The organism is Shewanella sp. 6_MG-2023 (assembly GCF_030547195.1).
GTDB lineage: Bacteria > Pseudomonadota > Gammaproteobacteria > Enterobacterales > Shewanellaceae > Shewanella.
The window spans coordinates 23,856-40,682 of record NZ_JAUOQU010000031.1 but is presented as its reverse complement, the minus strand read 5'-3'; the positions used below and the strand labels follow the sequence as shown (position 1 = coordinate 40,682).

Here is a 16,827-nt window from a genome sequence, read left to right as displayed (position 1 = left end):
ACAAGCAAACCACAAGACTCACTTAATGATCACTGTGCGTGTAACCAAATAGCGTGTAACTAAAATGCGGTTAGCTATAAGCATTTAGTAAAAATCAGTTTGCAAAAGTCACTCAGTTTTTGCAAACACGCTCACATAAAAGCACAGGATTGTTTAGCCATAAAATGACCTAAAGAGTCATAGTAAAAGGATTAACACCATGGACTTTAATTTAACCGAAGACCAACGCCAATTCGCAGAATTAGCCCGTCAATTTGCCGCAGATGAGCTGGCACCCTTTGCCGCAAAATGGGATGAAGAGCATTACTTTCCAAAGGATGTAATTCACAAGGCTGGCGAGCTAGGTTTTTGCTCTTTGTATTCGCCTGAGTCAGAAGGTGGAATGGGGCTAAGCCGATTAGATTCGTCGATTATTTTTGAAGAGTTATCACAAGGCTGCACAGCAACTACCGCCATGTTGACTATTCATAATATGGCCACATGGATGGTCACCACTTGGGGTAGTGAAACATTGCGCCAGCAGTGGTCTGAAGGTCTAACCACAGGTCGATTACTCGCATCATATTGCCTAACAGAGCCGGGTGCAGGCAGTGACGCTGCATCACTTGCGACTAAAGCGGTTCGTGATGGTGATGATTACATCATTAATGGCTCAAAAGTGTTTATTTCTGGTGCGGGTGAAACTGAGCTATTAGTAGTGATGTGCCGTACAGGCGAAGCGGGCGCAAAAGGTATTTCAGCTATAGCTATTCCAGCAGATACTGCTGGTGTAAGCTATGGTAAAGCCGAAGACAAAATGGGCTGGAATGCCCAGCCAACACGTTCAATAACCTTTGAAAATGTCCGCGTGCCAGTGGCTAATTTACTCGGTGAAGAAGGCCAAGGTTTCACTTTTGCCATGAAGGGCCTCGATGGCGGTCGTATTAATATCGCCACTTGTTCTATCGGTACAGCGCAAGCTGCGCTGAGCCGTGCCACAGAATACATGAATGAACGTAAGCAGTTTGGTAAGCCCATTGCGGCATTTCAAGGATTACAGTTTAAGTTAGCTGATATGGCGACAGAGTTAGTCGCTGCAAGGCAGTTGGTGCGCTTAGCTGCTTTCAAATTAGATGCAAAAGATCCAGAAGCCACAGCTTACTGCGCAATGGCAAAACGATTTGCTACCGACATTGGTTTTCAAGTGTGTGATAACGCCCTGCAACTTCACGGCGGTTATGGCTATATTCGTGAGTACCCATTAGAGCGTCATTTTAGAGATGTGCGGGTACATCAAATTCTTGAAGGCACTAATGAAATCATGCGCTTAATTATTGCTCGTCGTTTGCTAGATGAAAATGCGCACGCTATTTTGTAACAGTTACTAGCCAAGCGCTTTATGTTGGCTAATGAAATTAGCCAACATGGGTATTTACCCTAGTCGCAATGATAGCTTGGATTACCGGAAAATAAGCCTTAATAAGCTGTAAAACAATATACTGAATTGGAATAATAGCTAATGACTCAAGATGTAATATTTCAAACTCTAGGGACCCTGTCTGGTAAATCAATTGGGGTGGTAACCCTTAATATTGAAAAGGCCTTAAATGCCTTGAATTTAGACATGGTCAATGCCATGACCAAGCAGCTGCTTGCTTGGCAGCAAAATGATGATATTGCTTTTGTTGTGCTTGATGGCGCAGGGGATAAAGCCTTTTGCGCTGGCGGTGATGTCAGGGCGATTTACCATGCATCGATTGCTAATCCTAATACCATGACTGCAGAAGCATGCGATTTTTTCACCCAAGAGTATCAATTAGATTATTTACTACATCAGTATGGTAAACCAGTGCTGGTGTGGGGCGATGGCATTGTTATGGGCGGCGGTTTAGGGCTAATGGCGGGTGGCAGTCACCGAGTGGTGACAGAGCGAAGCCGCATTGCGATGCCTGAAATATCCATAGGTTTGTACCCTGATGTAGGCGGCAGTTATTTCTTAAATCGTATGCCGGGTAAATTAGGCTTATTTTTAGGCTTAACCGCTTATAACATGAACGCCGCCGATGCTTTGCATGTTGGACTGGGCAATCACTTTTTAGCAAGCGATGATAAACAGCCGTTATTTGATGCCCTTGCTGACGTCAGTTGGAGCGATGATGCTGAGTTAAATCATCAGCAGCTAAGTATGGTGTTAAATACCCAGCAACAAAATACCACAGCTGAAATAGGCCAAAGCCCACTTGAGCAATTTCAAACTGAGATTGATCAATTAATGTCGGGTGAAATTGAAGAGGTGCATCATCAACTCACCAGTTTAGACACTGAATTAGATTGGCTTAAACGGGCTCAAAAAACGGCTTTAAAAGGTAGCCCATTAAGTTGGTTTTTAATTTTTGCTCAAGCCAACTTAGGTACGAATAAAACATTAGCAGAGTGCTTTAAGTGGGAGCTAGGTATTAGCGTCAATTGCTGCTCCTATGGCGATTTTTGTGAAGGGGTAAGGGCATTACTCATTGATAAAGATCGCAATCCACAATGGCGATTTAGTCATGCAAGTGAAGTGACCGCAGAAGCAGTGACCCAATTGCTGACATCACCTTGGCAAGCCGATGACCATCCGTTAAAAGGCATCTAAGTAAAAGGCATCTAAGTAAAAGGCATCTAGCTAAAAGACATCTAAAAGGAACTTATCATGGCAACAGTAGCATTTATTGGTTTAGGTAATATGGGCGGCCCAATGGCAGCCAATTTAATTAAAGCAGGCATGACAGTCACGGTATTTGATTTAGTACCAGCGGCGGTTGAGGCATTAACTAAACAGGGCGCGTTAAGCGCAAAAACCGCTTGCGGCGCAGCGGCAGCAGCAGATTATATCATTACCATGTTGCCTGCAGGTAAGCATGTACACAGTTTATATATTGGCGATGATGACAACAAAGGCTTACTGGATGTGGTCGCTAAAGATGCCATATTAATTGATTGCTCCACCATAGATGCAGGCACGGCGCAAACGGTTGGGGCACAAGCTGCAGCCAAAGGCATTGAGTTTATGGATGCGCCAGTGTCAGGCGGCACAGCGGGCGCAGCCGCTGGCACACTAACATTCATTTGTGGCGGCAGTGATAACGCCTATGATAAAGCGCAAACAGTATTAACGGTTATGGGGGCTAATATTTTTCATGCAGGTGCGGCAGGCGCAGGCCAAATTGCCAAAATCTGTAATAATATGCTGTTATCAGTATTAATGGTCGGCACCAGTGAATCTTTGCAGCTAGGTATTGATAATGGTTTAGACCCTAAAGTGTTATCTGATATCATGAAAGTCAGTAGCGGCGGCAACTGGACCCTCGAAAAATACAACCCGTGCCCTGATGTAATGGACAATGTGCCTTCTTCAAATGATTATCAGGGCGGCTTTATGGTTGATTTGATGGTGAAAGATTTAGGCTTGTCACAGCAAGCATCGCTGGCATCGAATTCCAGCACTCCTATGGGGGCATTGGCGCGCAGTTTATATGTTAACCATGCCCGTCAAGGCAATGGTCGCCGTGATTTTTCAAGTATTTTTGAACAGTTTGCTAAAGCAGATGAAGATAAATAACAGCTGCTTGAAGGCTGGTTGAGCCATTCAACCGCGCCGGAATGTGAGTATGCAAAACACTAAATAAATAGAGAAAGGATCCAGTTAATGGAAATTAAAGATAAAGTTGTTGTCATTACTGGCGGTGCAGGTGGGTTAGGTCTGGCTATGGCGCAAGAGTTTGCCGCCCAAGGCGCAAGATTAGCACTTATCGATGTTGATCAAGAAAAGCTAGAACGTGCTTGTGCTGATTTAGGTGCAAGTACTGAAGTGCAAGGCTATGCGTTAGATATCACCGATGAAGAAGATGTGGTGGCGGGGTTTAATTTCATCCGTGAAGATTTTGGTCAGGTTAATATTCTTATCAACAACGCTGGGATCTTGCGTGATGGCTTAATGGTTAAGGCAAAAGATGGCAAGGTTACTGACCGTATGTCATATGAGCAATTCCAGTCAGTTATCAATGTCAACTTAACCGGTACTTTCCTGTGTGGCCGTGAAGCTGCGGCTGTGATGATTGAAACCGCGCAGCCTGGGGTGATTATTAATATCTCAAGTGTCGCTAAAGCAGGCAACATGGGTCAGTCTAACTACTCAGCTTCTAAAGCGGGTGTGGCTGCCATGAGCGTAGGTTGGGCGAAAGAACTAGCCCGTTATAATATCCGTAGCGCAGCGGTAGCACCTGGTGTGATTGCCACTGAAATGACCGCAGCAATGAAACCAGAAGCCCTAGAGCGAATGGAGAAAATGGTGCCAGTTGGGCGTTTAGGTCAAGCTGAAGAAATCGCATCAACGGTTAAATTTATCGTTGAGAATGATTACGTTAATGGCCGTGTGTTTGAAATTGATGGCGGTATTCGCCTTTAAGTCGCATTAGCGATAACAATATTAGTCGCATTAGCGATAACAATATTAGTCGCAGTAGCGATAATAATATTGGCTCATTAATAGTATTAATCCCTGCCGGTTTTCTGGTAGGGATTTTTTGTTTTTGAACCGCAAGTATGCGCACACAAGATTATAAGCGTTTATTTATATTGGTTAATTTAGGTGGCGGGTTACAGCTTAGGCGAGCACAAAAGCAAAGAGATAAGTTTTTCTGGGTTTCTAAAAATGTTACCCTGTGGTTATATTTTTTGCCTTAGGTTTATTTCAATCGAAATAAAGCTGTATCTCGGCAGTGCTCAATGACAGTAAGGATAGTTGTGAATATTGTACGCTTAGAAAGTTTGATGAAAAAAGTCATGTTAGTGGTGGGCATTATTGGGGTTATCGTCATGTATGGCGGCTTTTTGTATTTCTTTTTTAGTGGCGTACCAACAGCAGCATTACCTTGGTTTTTATTAATTTGCCCATGGGTTTGTATTTACTTTGGCCTAACGAAAACACAGCAAATTGCCAGTCTTAGTTGGCTTAAAAACAAATTTACCTTTACCAATAAATAACTCCTCGCGTTATAACCGCAACAGGTAGATAGCTTATTTTATTGGCGGCAATGGGTATTTAGCCCTAATGGCAGTTTTTCGTTACTGACGTTTGTGGTTATCATTTACCTAGCTGCGAACACCCTGTTATCCGCAAATGAACCACCACTTAAATAGAAATTGTGCTGACATTGCGATAGGATTCAAAGCAATGAATAAGAGAAAGACAGCAAATAAGGTATTTTTTATGTCAAGTTTCCCCATTGGCACCCCAGGCAAACCTTGGAATGCACAAGAAAAGGCCCAGTGGCTTGCCCAAGTAACCATTAAACGTAGCTATCAACAAGAAGTGCTAACAAAATTAGCGCCTTTAGCCTCACGCTTTGAACAAGTGCAATATGGTGCTCTAGCTTATGATGCCGACAAATATCCGCTATTTGCATTTAAATCTAAACATTGGGATAGCAGCAAAAAAACTATCTTAGTAACTGGCGGTGTTCATGGTTATGAAACCAGTGGCGTACATGGCGCGATTCAGTTTTTAGCGACTCAGGCTGAGCATTACAGCCAATACTTTAATATTGCGGTAGCGCCGTGTGTGAGCCCATGGGGTTATGAAACAATTAATCGCTGGAACCCATACGCAGTGGACCCAAACCGTTCTTTTTATGCTGACAGCCCAGCCAATGAATCGGCAGATTTAATGGCATTTGTAGCTAGCCTTGGTGACGTTTATGCCCATATTGATTTGCATGAAACCACAGATACTGACGAGCTAGAATTTCGCCCCGCATTATCAGCTCGTGATGGCAAAGACTATGAAAAAGGCGTTATTCCAGATGGTTTTTATTTGGTTGGTGACTCAGAAAATCCAACTCCTGACTTTCAACAGGCGATTATTGAGTCGGTAGCCAAAGTAACCCATATTGCCCCAGATGATAATGGTCAGTTAATTGGTGTTGATATTGAGCAGTTTGGGGTCATTAACTACCCAACTAAAAAGCTTGGCTTATGTGCGGGGATGACAAACAATCACTATAATACCACCACTGAAGTGTATCCTGATAGCCCATTGGTCAATGACCAAGAATGTAATGATGCCCAAGTGGCAGCAATTACTGGTGGTTTGGATTATATTTTAACCCAGTTAAACTTAATCTAAGTCAGTGATTTATATCTAAGCCTCGAACGAAATTTCGAGGCTTTTTGTTGATTTGGCATTACAGTTAGCGTCATTGCCCTTACTACTCAAGCGAAAAGAAATGATTATTAGCCAAGAAGATATGCGCACAGCATTAAATGAATTAGATTGCCGTACCAATTTCACCATTAGTAATGTTACCGAATACATGCTGCCTAAGCTTAAAGAGCCGGTGTATTTACATATTGACAGCAACACTCCGGTACTCATTATTCGCCCGGCTTTTGAAGTGTTCTCTGGTGAGTTAGCCACATTAGACGGGGTACATGCACAATATGACTATCACCATAATGCGCAGATGACCCGTTTCCCGACTCGTCGCCATAAAAGCTTAAAAGAAAGCCACTATGGTTTAGCTTTTAAGTTTGAAACGGCTGAATCAGTTAAGTTGTTTATTACAAGATTAATCGAAATTGTGAAAGGCTAACGTTAGCTCAGTTTAGATTACATCTTGAGTTAATCATGAGTATAGCTACTGCAACAATCTGACAAATAGGCAAAAATAAATCAATCAATATTCTGGCTGTAAAGCTTGAGTCGAATAATGTATAATCGCGACAATTTTTCGTCCAAAAACTAATGGAATCTCCTACGTGATATACAGCAACAACATCACCATGCAGTTCGGCAGCAAGCCGTTATTTGAAAATATCTCTGTCAAATTCGGTGGCGGTAATCGCTACGGTCTAATTGGTGCAAACGGTTGTGGTAAGTCAACCTTCATGAAGATCCTTACTGGCGATCTTGAGCCAACAAGCGGTAATGTATCAATCGATCCTGGTGAACGTTTTGGTAAATTGAATCAAGATCAATTTGCTTATGAAGAGTTCTCAGTGGTTGATACCGTTATCATGGGCCACAAAGAGTTGTGGGAAGTGAAGCAAGAGCGTGACCGCATTTATTCACTCGCAGAAATGAGTGAAGAAGACGGCATTAAAGTCGCTGAGCTTGAAATGGAATTTGCTGAGATGGACGGTTATACCGCTGAATCTCGTGCTGGTGATTTATTAATGGGCGTAGGTATTGGTGTAGACCAGCACTTTGGCCTAATGAGTGAAATCGCACCAGGTTTTAAACTGCGTGTACTTTTGGCTCAAGCCTTGTTCTCTGATCCAGATATTTTGCTACTTGACGAACCAACCAACAACTTGGACATCGACACCATTCGCTGGTTACAAGAAATGCTTAACCAACGTAACAGTACCATGGTGATTATTTCCCATGACCGTTACTTCTTGAACTCAGTTTGTACCCATATGGCTGACATCGATTACGGTGAACTACGTGTTTACCCAGGTAACTACGATGAATACATGATGGCAGCCCAGCAAGCTCGTGAGCGTTTACAATCTGACAATGCTAAGAAAAAAGCCCAAATTGCTGAGCTACAAGGTTTCGTAGCACGATTCTCTGCTAACGCTTCAAAAGCTAAGCAAGCAACATCTCGTGCTAAGCAAATTGACAAGATTAAGCTTGAGGATATCAAGGCTTCAAGCCGTGTGAATCCGTTCATTCGTTTTGAGCAAGAAAAGAAATTATTCCGTAATGCTTTAGTGGTTGAGCAATTAGCGAAAGGCTTTGATAAGCCATTATTCAGCAAACTTGACCTGATGGTTGAAGTTGGCGAGCGTGTTGCTATCTTAGGTGATAACGGTGTGGGTAAAACCACCTTATTACGTACTTTAGTGCATGACATCCCGCAAGATGCAGGTACGGTTCAATGGTCTGAAAACAGTAACATTGGTTATTACGCGCAGGATCATGAAGCTGATTTTGCTAATGATATGACCTTATTTGACTGGATGAGCCAATGGCGTAAACCTGAAGATGACGACCAATCAGTACGTGGCATCTTAGGCCGCATGTTATTTGGCTCAGACGACATTAAAAAATCAGTTAAAGTGTTATCTGGTGGTGAAAAGGGTCGTATGTACTTTGGTAAGCTCATCATGCAAAAGCCAAATATCTTATTACTTGATGAACCAACTAACCACATGGACATGGAATCAATCGAGTCATTAAACAATGCATTAGAATTGTATGAAGGTACATTAATGTTTGTGTCTCATGACCGTGCATTTGTATCGTCACTAGCAACACGCATCATTGAAATTACTGCTGATGGCATCAATGACTTTAAAGGTACTTATGATGAGTTCCTTGCCAGTAAAGGCGTTGAAGGATAATTAATTAAAGTTTTTTACATTAAGCCGAAAACCTGTAAAGCGATTTACAGGTTTTTTTTTGCCTAAAAAAGATAATTATAAATTTTAGAATTTTAGAATACATATTTTAGAAAATCCTGTCGCTGTAGTTACATTAATGAATGTAATTTCAATTAGAAACATAACACACTTCTTAAGGGTCACAGCTGTCATGAAATGGATTATCGATCTCAATACTCGACTCAAACTTTCACTATTAATTATTCCTCCACTGTTAATCTGTTTAATTTATGGTGGCATGTTTGTGCACAATAAATATGAAATACAAACAGAGCTTAATACGGTACTTTCGTTAAGTGAACTGGCCGTTATCAACAGCGCCCTAGTACATTAATTACAAAAGGAGCGTGGCATGAGTGCAGGTTTTCTGGGCTCTAAAGGTCAATCATTTGCTCAGGATTTACCTCAGCAACGCTCAATGACAGACCAACAAGTGTCTAACTTTTCGAGTATTCCAGCTGCAGATCACTTTCCTGCAAAAATCAGTTCAACATTAAGACAAATAGACTCGCAATTACAACAACTTCAAAGTATCCGCCGCTCGGTAGATAATCTAAGCATCTCAGTGGCTGAAGAAGTGAAATATTATTCAGATTTAAATAAAACCCTATTATCCGTGGTTGATGAAACCGCTATGCAAAGTACCATCAGTGAGTTGTCTTTGAAACTCGCTTCATTCGGGGCGTTTTTACAACTAAAAGAACGTGCGGGTATTGAGCGAGCGGTATTAAGTTCGACCTTTGGACAGCAAGGTTTTAAAGCGGGTGGTTATGCAAAGTTTGTGACCTTAGTGGCTGAGCAAAATACCTATGCAGAACGCTTTAGCACTATGGCGACAGATTTGGCATTAACGCGGTTTGAACAAGATAACCGTTCAAAAGAAGTTAATGCTGTTAATGCCATACGACAAATTGCATTTTCACAAAATGCTGAAGAGATTAAAAATCAACATCCTGAAGTTTGGTTTAAAACATCCACTAACCGAATTAATCTATTGGCTAAATTTGAACAATACCTCGCCACCGAACTTGTAACACTTACCCAGCACAAATTGAGCACGGCTAGTCAACAAATGTGGAGCTCGCTCATTGCATTAACGGTATCGGTATTATTACTAGTTTGGCTAAGTCTATCGGTCTCTAGATATTTAAGTCGCAGTTTAAATCAATTATTTAATAAGGTTAGCCATGCTGGTAATAACTTTGATTTGAGCACGAGAATTGATCACGACTCAACCGATGAGTTTGGTGAGCTAGCGAAAGCCTTCAATGGGATGATGGCAGATTTTGAAACTGTGATTACTCAAGTGAGACACAATGCCAGCCAGCTGGTTAATGTGGTTGAGCAAGTTAATAGCTATGCAAGCAGCATGAGACAAGATATTGAACAAGGCCACTTAGAAGCTGAACAGGTGGCGTCAGCGATGACTGAAATGAGCGCAACCGTTACCCAAATTGCCGCTAATGCTGTACAAGCATCCGATGCATCAAGCTCCGCCAATAAAGAAGCCAATATCGGTAATATTGGCGTATCAAAAACGGCGGTGTCTATTAAGCATCTTGCTGGTGAAATTAATGATGCTTCAACGGCGATAAAGACTTTAGATCAAGATGTGCAATCCATTGCTAGCATTTTAGAAGTGATTAGTGCGATTTCAGAGCAAACTAATTTGCTAGCGTTAAATGCCGCTATTGAAGCGGCAAGGGCGGGTGAGCAAGGCCGAGGTTTTGCGGTGGTAGCCGATGAAGTGAGAACCCTCGCCCAAAGAACACAGTCTTCAACAGACGATATTAAACGCATGACTGAACGTTTAAAATCTGGCGCTCAATTAGCGGTGCAAACCATGGAACGTGGTATGGTTAGTGCTGATGAGAGTGTTATTGAAGTTGAACAAGCGGGTAATGAATTACAGCAAATAGTGGCAGAGATAGATACCATTGACAGTATGAATCAGCAAATTGCATCAGCAACACATGAACAAGCGGCAGTGGCCGAAGAGGTAAATCGCAATGCCATGCAAATTAGTGAAATATACAGTCAAACTCAAAACGTTGCGACTGCTTTAAGTCAGCTCAATGAAACCTTATTAGAAGACGCAGCGGCAATGTCTGAGCAAGTACAAAAGTTTACCTTAAGCTAGAAATACGCAGATATTCCCTCGAGCCGACAATTTTTATTGTCGGCTTTTTTTTATATCCGTAAGATACATTTTTCGGCATAATGTTTATCATTTGTTTGCTAACTGTGTCCTATTTGGTCGCAGGTTAAGCAGGCGCTAATTATAAAATTGTATATTTATAAAATACACAATATTAATAATGACTTACAAGGCTTTGATGATGGATTATGTTTCAGTTAATAAGCATGCTTGGAATGAAAGAGCAAAAGTGCATTTTGATTCATCATTTTATGATGTGGCTGGTTTTTTGAAGGGGAAATCTTCATTAACCGAAATTGAAACAGCTGAACTTACTGATGTTAATGGAAAATCTTTATTACACCTGCAATGCCATTTTGGTCTTGATAGCTTATCTTGGGTTCGTAAAGGTGCAATTGTCACTGCAGTTGATTTATCGGATGTTGCCATTGCTAAAGCTAATGAGCTGGCATTGCAATGTGAGCTAAAAGCCGAGTTTATTTGCGCCGATGTGTATCAATTTGGCGATCAAAGTTTGCCCCAATTTACCGATAAGCAAGTCACTGATTTTGACATTGTATTTACCTCATACGGCACCATTTGTTGGCTGCCTTGTCTTGATCGTTGGGCAAACATCATTGCCAAGAGTTTAAAGCAGGGTGGCTGTTTTTATATGGCTGAGTTTCATCCACTACAGGATGTTTTAGAAGGTTATAGTTATTTTCATAAAACTGAGGCTGATGTGGTGGTTGAGGGTAGTTATACCGAATCACATGGTAATTTCGAGTCTGAATCTTCACCGCAATCAACAGCTTCGACACCACAAACTATGCTGACTTGGCCGCATTCATTAAGTGATGTTATTAATGCGCTAATCAAAGCAGGGATCAGAATTGATAGTCTTAACGAGTATCCATTTAGCCCCTATAACTGCTTTGAAAATTTGATAGAGCAAGCGCCTAATCAGTTTCATTCTATTGTTAAAGGTAACTCAGTGCCTTTAGTGTTTACAGTGAAAGGAACCAAAGTCTAAATGGTTTTTACAAAGGGTAATAAACTTAAGGTCGTGACTGGCTGGAGGGCACTATTTGCCAAAGTGTCGATATTATTATGCGGGCTTATTTTATTAATATATTGGTCGTACTTATATCTCAGTCCCAGTTTGACCATCAGTAATCAATCAGCTCAAGGTGTTGAATCAGCGGTGGTAAAACTTCCCCATAGCCGCTTAGACTTTGGTGACATCGCCGCCATGCATACTAACACCCTGTATTATGATTTAGCGCAGTTAGATGGCGCATATCGTTATCACATAGAGCTTGATAGTGGCGAGATCATCGCAGGTGAGTGCGGTTATATTACTAATTTTGAAATTCATAAAAGAGTGGTAATTACGATTTCAGAGGCTGCGACAATGAGTTGCAGCGTTAATTAATAACCATTTCTAACAATCGCGTCTCAACAAGGTTATTAGGTTTGTTATAGATTTGTTTGTTTTTATATTCAAAAACATTATGACTGTAAACCTGATGGAGAAATTGCGTATTAAGTGCTTATGTTTAAATGAATTTATTTTTATATTGACGGCTTTTAATATAAATTCAGCTTCCGTCTATACTATGCCCAGCTTGGTATTTTTTGTACAAAATATCAACGCTTTATTGTCAGTACACTATAATAGCTAAAGTTGAATTTATTCAGTTTATAGCCTATTAAAGAATCATGGTTATTCAAGGATATCCCTACATGATGTTAAGAGTTTTATCAGGTATTTTTTTAGGTTTTACTGCTTTTGCCACTCAAGCAAACGTGAATGCGTCCGTTAACGAGTCGGTTACAGAAGCTGCGGATGAAGCTATCGAAGTTCAGCCTAAATATGACCGAGTTTTTCCTATTTGGGCACAAGATGCCATTGATTTAGGCTATGAGTTACCTAAGCCGTATGGCATAGGGGTGACCTATATGAATATGGATCAGCCATTGGTGGTAGAAAATGTCAGTTTCTCGGGATTAGGTCTGCTTGATGAAATTGTCTCAATTAAAGGCAGTGAAGCGATTCAAGAGTCAGAAACAATTACCTTTCGTGCTGATATGTGGGTGCTGCCTTTTTTAAATTTATACGGCATTATTGGTAAAACCTCAGGTAGTAGTATTGCAAATGTCACGGTCAACTTAGATCTTCCTCCTCCATTTAAGCCGGTAGAAACCGCTCCTTTTGACTTTGCCTTAAATTTTGAAGGCTTAACCTATGGCGCCGGTGGCACCATTGTTGGCGGTATTGGTAACTGGTTTGCCTTGCTCGATGTTAATTATACCAATACAGATTTAGATATTTTAGAAGGTGAAATCAGTTCAATTGTTGTTTCACCAAGAGTTGGCTACCGTTTTGATATCCGTGGTCACGATACCCAAATTTGGATTGGCGGAATGTACCAAAATGTTGAGCAAACCTTCAGTGGTTTTTTACAGGATATTGGCGTGCCTATTCCTGGTGCTAAATTCGAAGTTAACCAACATTTAGCCGATAAATGGAATGGTTTAATTGGTGGCCAAATTGAGTTGGGTAAAGGGTTTGATTTACTGCTTGAGGGCGGTATTGGTACTCGTACTAGTTTTATGGCAGGTATTGGATATAGGTTTTAATATTGATGAGACTCATAATCCTTAGTTTTTTTGCGCTATTGCTTAGTGGCTGCAGCATTGTTGCCATGGTTGATGATCACCAACAAAACAATTTGCTCAAAAACGGTTTTGAGCGTCATCAAATGTCATTGACTGAGGGAGGCGAGTTACATTACTGGCAAGGGGGCGATAGCGCTAAACCCACTTTATTATTACTACACGGTTTTGGTGGTAATGGCATGACCAGCTGGTATGAAATGATGCTCGACTTGAGTGAGGATTATCAAGTGATAGTGCCGGATTTACTGTGGTTTGGTGAGTCCTATAGCGCTGCACCTGCCACTATCAGTAGTGAAACCCAAGCTATGCAACAGTTGATAAGCCAATTAGCGTTAAGCAGCGTTAACCTGGTGGGTATTTCTTTTGGTGGTTTTGTCACTTTTGATTTAATGATCCACGAGCCCAAAGTGGATAAGGTGGTGATGCTAGCAAGTCCTGGACTGATATTTTCAGATGAGGATATGCTAGCAATGACTAAGCGTTTTGGTGCCGATGTGCCTGAAGCGGTGTTTGTGCCTAAAAATGGCCCTGAAGTAAGACGTTTACTTGAAAAAACTTTCGTTGATTATCCATGGATGCCAGCGTTCATCGACCAGCAGGTTTATGAATATTACTTTGCCGACTCTCTGCCACAAAAAGAATCTCTTATTACCACCTTGCCGGCTTATCGGGATCAATTAAACCCCGACGAATTTGCCGACTCTTTACCGTCAACCATCTTAATCTGGGGGGAAAAGGATGTGGTGTTCCCATTAGATAACGGTCGTCGTTTTGCTGAGTTTTTAAATGCACCTATCATAGTTATACCTGACGGTGTTCACGGATTGAGTAATGACTTTCCTAAACAAATTAATAAAGAAATCAGGGCTTTTATTCAATGAAAATCATAAAAATTCCCGTAGCGATATCATTTTTAGGCTTAGTTATGACCTTAGGCGCTTGCTCTAGTAATGAGTGGCAAGTGCGCGCATTACCCACAGATATTGCGGTCAGTGCCGCTTTAGATGATATACCTGATAATGCCTTAGTCAGAGATATTACCCTTCCTGAAAATGCAGCACTTTCAATGCCCGCCAGTGTCAGACCTTGTTGTGCTTTTGGTTTTGACCAAAAAGTCGCTATGGGGTTATTACCGATCCCTTTTTATCGTCACGCTAACACAGTAGCGCTTGAGGATATTGGCGCACATGCATTTGATGCCGGTACATTTAGTTATGAAAAAGGCTCACCTGATAGCGGTAAGAGCATGGAAAACAATGGCATGCTTTATACCCGTAAAGGCGGCTTTATTGATTTAGCCCATGTGCGTGATACCGCTGATAATGCTATTGCCCTGTTTTATCTTATTCAGCCTAAACTGGGTCAGGCACAGTCAATTGAATTACCATTAGAAATTGGCCATAGAACCTTTGAACTTGCCGCTTTTGATGTGAGTTATTTATCGGCAGATGACCGTTGGGAGTTAGCGGCGGCCATGGCGGTACGCTTAGCCTTTACTATGGCTGAAGCCCATGAAATATCCCAGTGGCATGGTTATCGCAGTTTTGCCTTATGGACAGAAGCGGTATCGGCTTATTCGTTAGAAGATTTATATTCAAACATGCTGGGAGCCAAAATTGCGTTAGCAATCCTGACCAACAATTTAGCCATGACCAAGCAGCAATATGATTATCATATGACGGGTTGGTTAGCGGCCACATTGGCTTGGTTGGAGCCTTTATCTAAAGAGCAAACCAATGCGCTCTTTAGGGCAATCGATGGTGACTGGTGGGACTCAAACGAGCCACTACCAAATAAATTCGTATTACTTAAACGTCATTACCTACTCGGCGACAAACAATCACCTTATTTGGTCAGTAAAGAGCAAGCTCAGGCGAGTGATCAATGGGACAAGGTAGCAGCAGTTTACGACGCGCCTGCATTACCACAACACTTATCATTAGCCGTTGAGCTTTTTGGGATTAACTTTGATGAAGTGGCTGTGCAGCACATTAGTGTAGATAAAAAGTTTGCAGGTTCATTTAGCCACGTACCAGAAGAATTATGGCTTGATGGCTTTACCCATTTGCAGTTTGTAGAGATTGCTAAATATGATGAACGTGAGGATTATAAGTTGTTAAAGCAGCATTTAGCTGAAAACCCTCATTTGACCCATCAACAAACGCCGCTAGATGACTTGCCAGACACTCGCGAACAAACAGAGCCTCAAAATGCTGCAGACACTGGTGCAGCTATTAATGACGCTGCCACAATTGAACCAGCAATAGGTGCGCTGTTAAATGAAAATAATTAGTCCGTTTGTTACTCGCCTACTGATTGTAAATTGTGCCAGCTTTTTTGCCATCAATGCCGCTATTGCTGCCCCATTAACGGAGGCGAATGCGTCTATTTCTGCCAACGCAGAAATAAATTCACAAGTAAATTCAACAATAAAACCAGAAACGTCAGCGCCAATAACAACAAGCGAAGGAGAGGCGGTATTGGTTGGCGCTGATCAGCTTGAAACCATAACCGATGAAGCTGAAGATCAAGGCTGGTTTGAAAACCTACTGACTAACCTCGGTGCCGATGGTGAGTTTGATCCAGATAAGGGCATTGATTTTAGCTATTTACCTGGGCCATTTTATAACCCTGAAATGAGTTTAGGTGTCGGGATATCTGTGGTTGGGCTATATCAAGTCGACCCAGAGGATACTGTAAGTGATTTATCTTCTTTGGTTATTAATGGTTTAGCCTCAATCAATGGCGCGCTAGGGGTCGGGATTGAAAATAAAACCTTTTTTAATGGCGATAACCAACGTCTTTATTTAAATGCCAATGTGTATGACATACCGGATGTGTACTACGGCGTAGGTTATGAATTTAACCAGCAAGACTTAAATCGGGTTGAATTTAATAGTCAAACATTTCAAGTTAACCCTATGTTCCTGCAGCGCATATCCGCCCATAGTTTTGTGGGAGCAGGTTTTGATTTTACCTATGCAAAGGCCACGGATGTTGATGTGGTCTCAATTGATGTGGATGTTGACCCTTTACAAGAAGTTTCTCGTAATGTTGGGGTCAATTTATTAATTAACTATGATACCCGCGATCATGTGCTTAACCCGCAGCAGGGGAGCATTAGCCAGTTTGAGATTGGCGTGTATCGCGAAGATTTTGGCGGCAAGCACGACTTTGAAGTCTATAACGCTTTATACAGTGCCTATTATCCAATCCTTGATGATGACACCATAGCATGGCAAGTACGCGGACGCTTCACCCACGGCGATGTACCTTGGGATCAGCTATCTAAAATCGGTGGAGGTAATTCATTACGGGGCTACACCACTGGTCGCTATCGTGACAAACAAATGCTGCTGGCTCAGGTGGAGTATCGACAACATTTAACTGGCAGGCACGGCATGGTTTATTGGGTTGGTGCTGGCAGTATTGCAGACAAAGTGGGCGAATTGTCCTTTGATGAGTTACTGCCTAATATTGGTATAGGTTATCGTTTAGAGGTTAAGCCTAAAGTCAATTTACGCCTAGATTTAGCGTTTGGTGATGGTGACAGCGGCTTTTACTTTAACGTCAATGAAGCCTTCTAGCGGCCCTTAGCA

The 16,827-nt window shown here is 41.7% G+C and carries 14 protein-coding genes and 1 pseudogene; all 15 read left to right on the top strand.

The window, feature by feature from the left end:
* Positions 1–199 precede the first annotated feature (199 nt).
* Entirely contained in the window at positions 200–1,357 is a 1,158-nt protein-coding gene (locus Q4533_RS16300) for an acyl-CoA dehydrogenase family protein (RefSeq protein ID WP_303503334.1), read from the top strand.
* Positions 1,358–1,498: 141 nt separating this feature from the next.
* Positions 1,499–2,614 carry an enoyl-CoA hydratase/isomerase family protein gene (locus Q4533_RS16295; protein ID WP_102519009.1) on the top strand — a complete coding sequence of 372 codons (1,116 nt, stop codon included), beginning with the start codon at positions 1,499–1,501 and terminating at the stop codon, positions 2,612–2,614.
* Between the two features lie 57 nt (positions 2,615–2,671).
* On the top strand, positions 2,672–3,580 hold the full coding sequence (gene mmsB, locus Q4533_RS16290; RefSeq protein WP_102437711.1) for a 3-hydroxyisobutyrate dehydrogenase: 909 nt from the start codon (positions 2,672–2,674) through the stop codon (positions 3,578–3,580).
* An 87-nt stretch (positions 3,581–3,667) separates the two neighbouring features.
* Positions 3,668–4,426 (top strand): SDR family oxidoreductase, encoded by a 759-nt coding sequence (locus Q4533_RS16285; protein WP_076539852.1) that lies wholly within the window; start codon positions 3,668–3,670, stop codon positions 4,424–4,426.
* A 377-nt stretch (positions 4,427–4,803) separates the two neighbouring features.
* Positions 4,804–5,004 carry a hypothetical protein gene (locus Q4533_RS16280; protein ID WP_102437762.1) on the top strand — a complete coding sequence of 67 codons (201 nt, stop codon included), beginning with the start codon at positions 4,804–4,806 and terminating at the stop codon, positions 5,002–5,004.
* 190 nt (positions 5,005–5,194) lie between these two features.
* The gene (locus Q4533_RS16275) at positions 5,195–6,145 is read left to right on the top strand and encodes a M14 family metallocarboxypeptidase (protein ID WP_241904128.1); all 951 of its coding nucleotides are present in this window, start codon (positions 5,195–5,197) and stop codon (positions 6,143–6,145) included.
* A 121-nt stretch (positions 6,146–6,266) separates the two neighbouring features.
* Positions 6,267–6,611, top strand: a complete 345-nt coding sequence (locus Q4533_RS16270; protein ID WP_102437760.1) for a hypothetical protein — start codon at positions 6,267–6,269, stop codon at positions 6,609–6,611.
* 166 nt (positions 6,612–6,777) lie between these two features.
* The gene (locus Q4533_RS16265) at positions 6,778–8,370 is read left to right on the top strand and encodes an ABC-F family ATPase (RefSeq protein ID WP_102437707.1); all 1,593 of its coding nucleotides are present in this window, start codon (positions 6,778–6,780) and stop codon (positions 8,368–8,370) included.
* Between the two features lie 190 nt (positions 8,371–8,560).
* A pseudogene (locus Q4533_RS16260) lies at positions 8,561–10,549 on the top strand (methyl-accepting chemotaxis protein).
* 199 nt (positions 10,550–10,748) lie between these two features.
* Positions 10,749–11,579, top strand: a complete 831-nt coding sequence (locus Q4533_RS16255) for a class I SAM-dependent methyltransferase (RefSeq protein ID WP_303503327.1) — start codon at positions 10,749–10,751, stop codon at positions 11,577–11,579.
* A complete protein-coding gene (locus Q4533_RS16250) occupies positions 11,580–11,981 on the top strand; it encodes a hypothetical protein (protein WP_102475670.1) in 402 nt (133 codons plus the stop codon).
* Positions 11,982–12,292: 311 nt separating this feature from the next.
* Positions 12,293–13,189, top strand: a complete 897-nt coding sequence (locus Q4533_RS16245) for a virulence protein (protein ID WP_241900939.1) — start codon at positions 12,293–12,295, stop codon at positions 13,187–13,189.
* 5 nt (positions 13,190–13,194) lie between these two features.
* Positions 13,195–14,109: an alpha/beta fold hydrolase gene (locus tag Q4533_RS16240; protein ID WP_102437699.1), complete on the top strand. Its 915-nt coding sequence runs from the start codon at positions 13,195–13,197 to the stop codon at positions 14,107–14,109.
* A complete protein-coding gene (locus Q4533_RS16235; protein ID WP_303503325.1) occupies positions 14,106–15,521 on the top strand; it encodes a DUF4056 domain-containing protein in 1,416 nt (471 codons plus the stop codon). Before Q4533_RS16240 ends, Q4533_RS16235 begins: the two co-directional genes overlap by 4 nt.
* On the top strand, positions 15,508–16,815 hold the full coding sequence (locus tag Q4533_RS16230; RefSeq protein ID WP_303503322.1) for a BamA/TamA family outer membrane protein: 1,308 nt from the start codon (positions 15,508–15,510) through the stop codon (positions 16,813–16,815). The genes Q4533_RS16235 and Q4533_RS16230 overlap by 14 nt, the downstream gene beginning before the upstream one ends.
* Positions 16,816–16,827 lie beyond the last annotated feature (12 nt).

Excerpts from the sequence above, each read along its gene's own strand:
- Q4533_RS16300 (WP_303503334.1), top strand. The coding sequence starts at position 200 with ATGGACTTTAATTTAACCGAAGACCAACGCCAATTCGCAGAATTAGCC.
- Q4533_RS16295 (WP_102519009.1), top strand. The coding sequence starts at position 1,499 with ATGACTCAAGATGTAATATTTCAAACTCTAGGGACCCTGTCTGGTAAA.
- mmsB (WP_102437711.1), top strand. The coding sequence starts at position 2,672 with ATGGCAACAGTAGCATTTATTGGTTTAGGTAATATGGGCGGCCCAATG.
- Q4533_RS16285 (WP_076539852.1), top strand. The coding sequence starts at position 3,668 with ATGGAAATTAAAGATAAAGTTGTTGTCATTACTGGCGGTGCAGGTGGG.
- Q4533_RS16280 (WP_102437762.1), top strand. The coding sequence starts at position 4,804 with ATGTTAGTGGTGGGCATTATTGGGGTTATCGTCATGTATGGCGGCTTT.
- Q4533_RS16275 (WP_241904128.1), top strand. The coding sequence starts at position 5,195 with ATGAATAAGAGAAAGACAGCAAATAAGGTATTTTTTATGTCAAGTTTC.
- Q4533_RS16270 (WP_102437760.1), top strand. The coding sequence starts at position 6,267 with ATGCGCACAGCATTAAATGAATTAGATTGCCGTACCAATTTCACCATT.
- Q4533_RS16255 (WP_303503327.1), top strand. The coding sequence starts at position 10,749 with ATGGATTATGTTTCAGTTAATAAGCATGCTTGGAATGAAAGAGCAAAA.
- Q4533_RS16250 (WP_102475670.1), top strand. The coding sequence starts at position 11,580 with ATGGTTTTTACAAAGGGTAATAAACTTAAGGTCGTGACTGGCTGGAGG.
- Q4533_RS16245 (WP_241900939.1), top strand. The coding sequence starts at position 12,293 with ATGATGTTAAGAGTTTTATCAGGTATTTTTTTAGGTTTTACTGCTTTT.
- Q4533_RS16240 (WP_102437699.1), top strand. The coding sequence starts at position 13,195 with ATGAGACTCATAATCCTTAGTTTTTTTGCGCTATTGCTTAGTGGCTGC.
- Q4533_RS16235 (WP_303503325.1), top strand. The coding sequence starts at position 14,106 with ATGAAAATCATAAAAATTCCCGTAGCGATATCATTTTTAGGCTTAGTT.
- Q4533_RS16230 (WP_303503322.1), top strand. The coding sequence starts at position 15,508 with ATGAAAATAATTAGTCCGTTTGTTACTCGCCTACTGATTGTAAATTGT.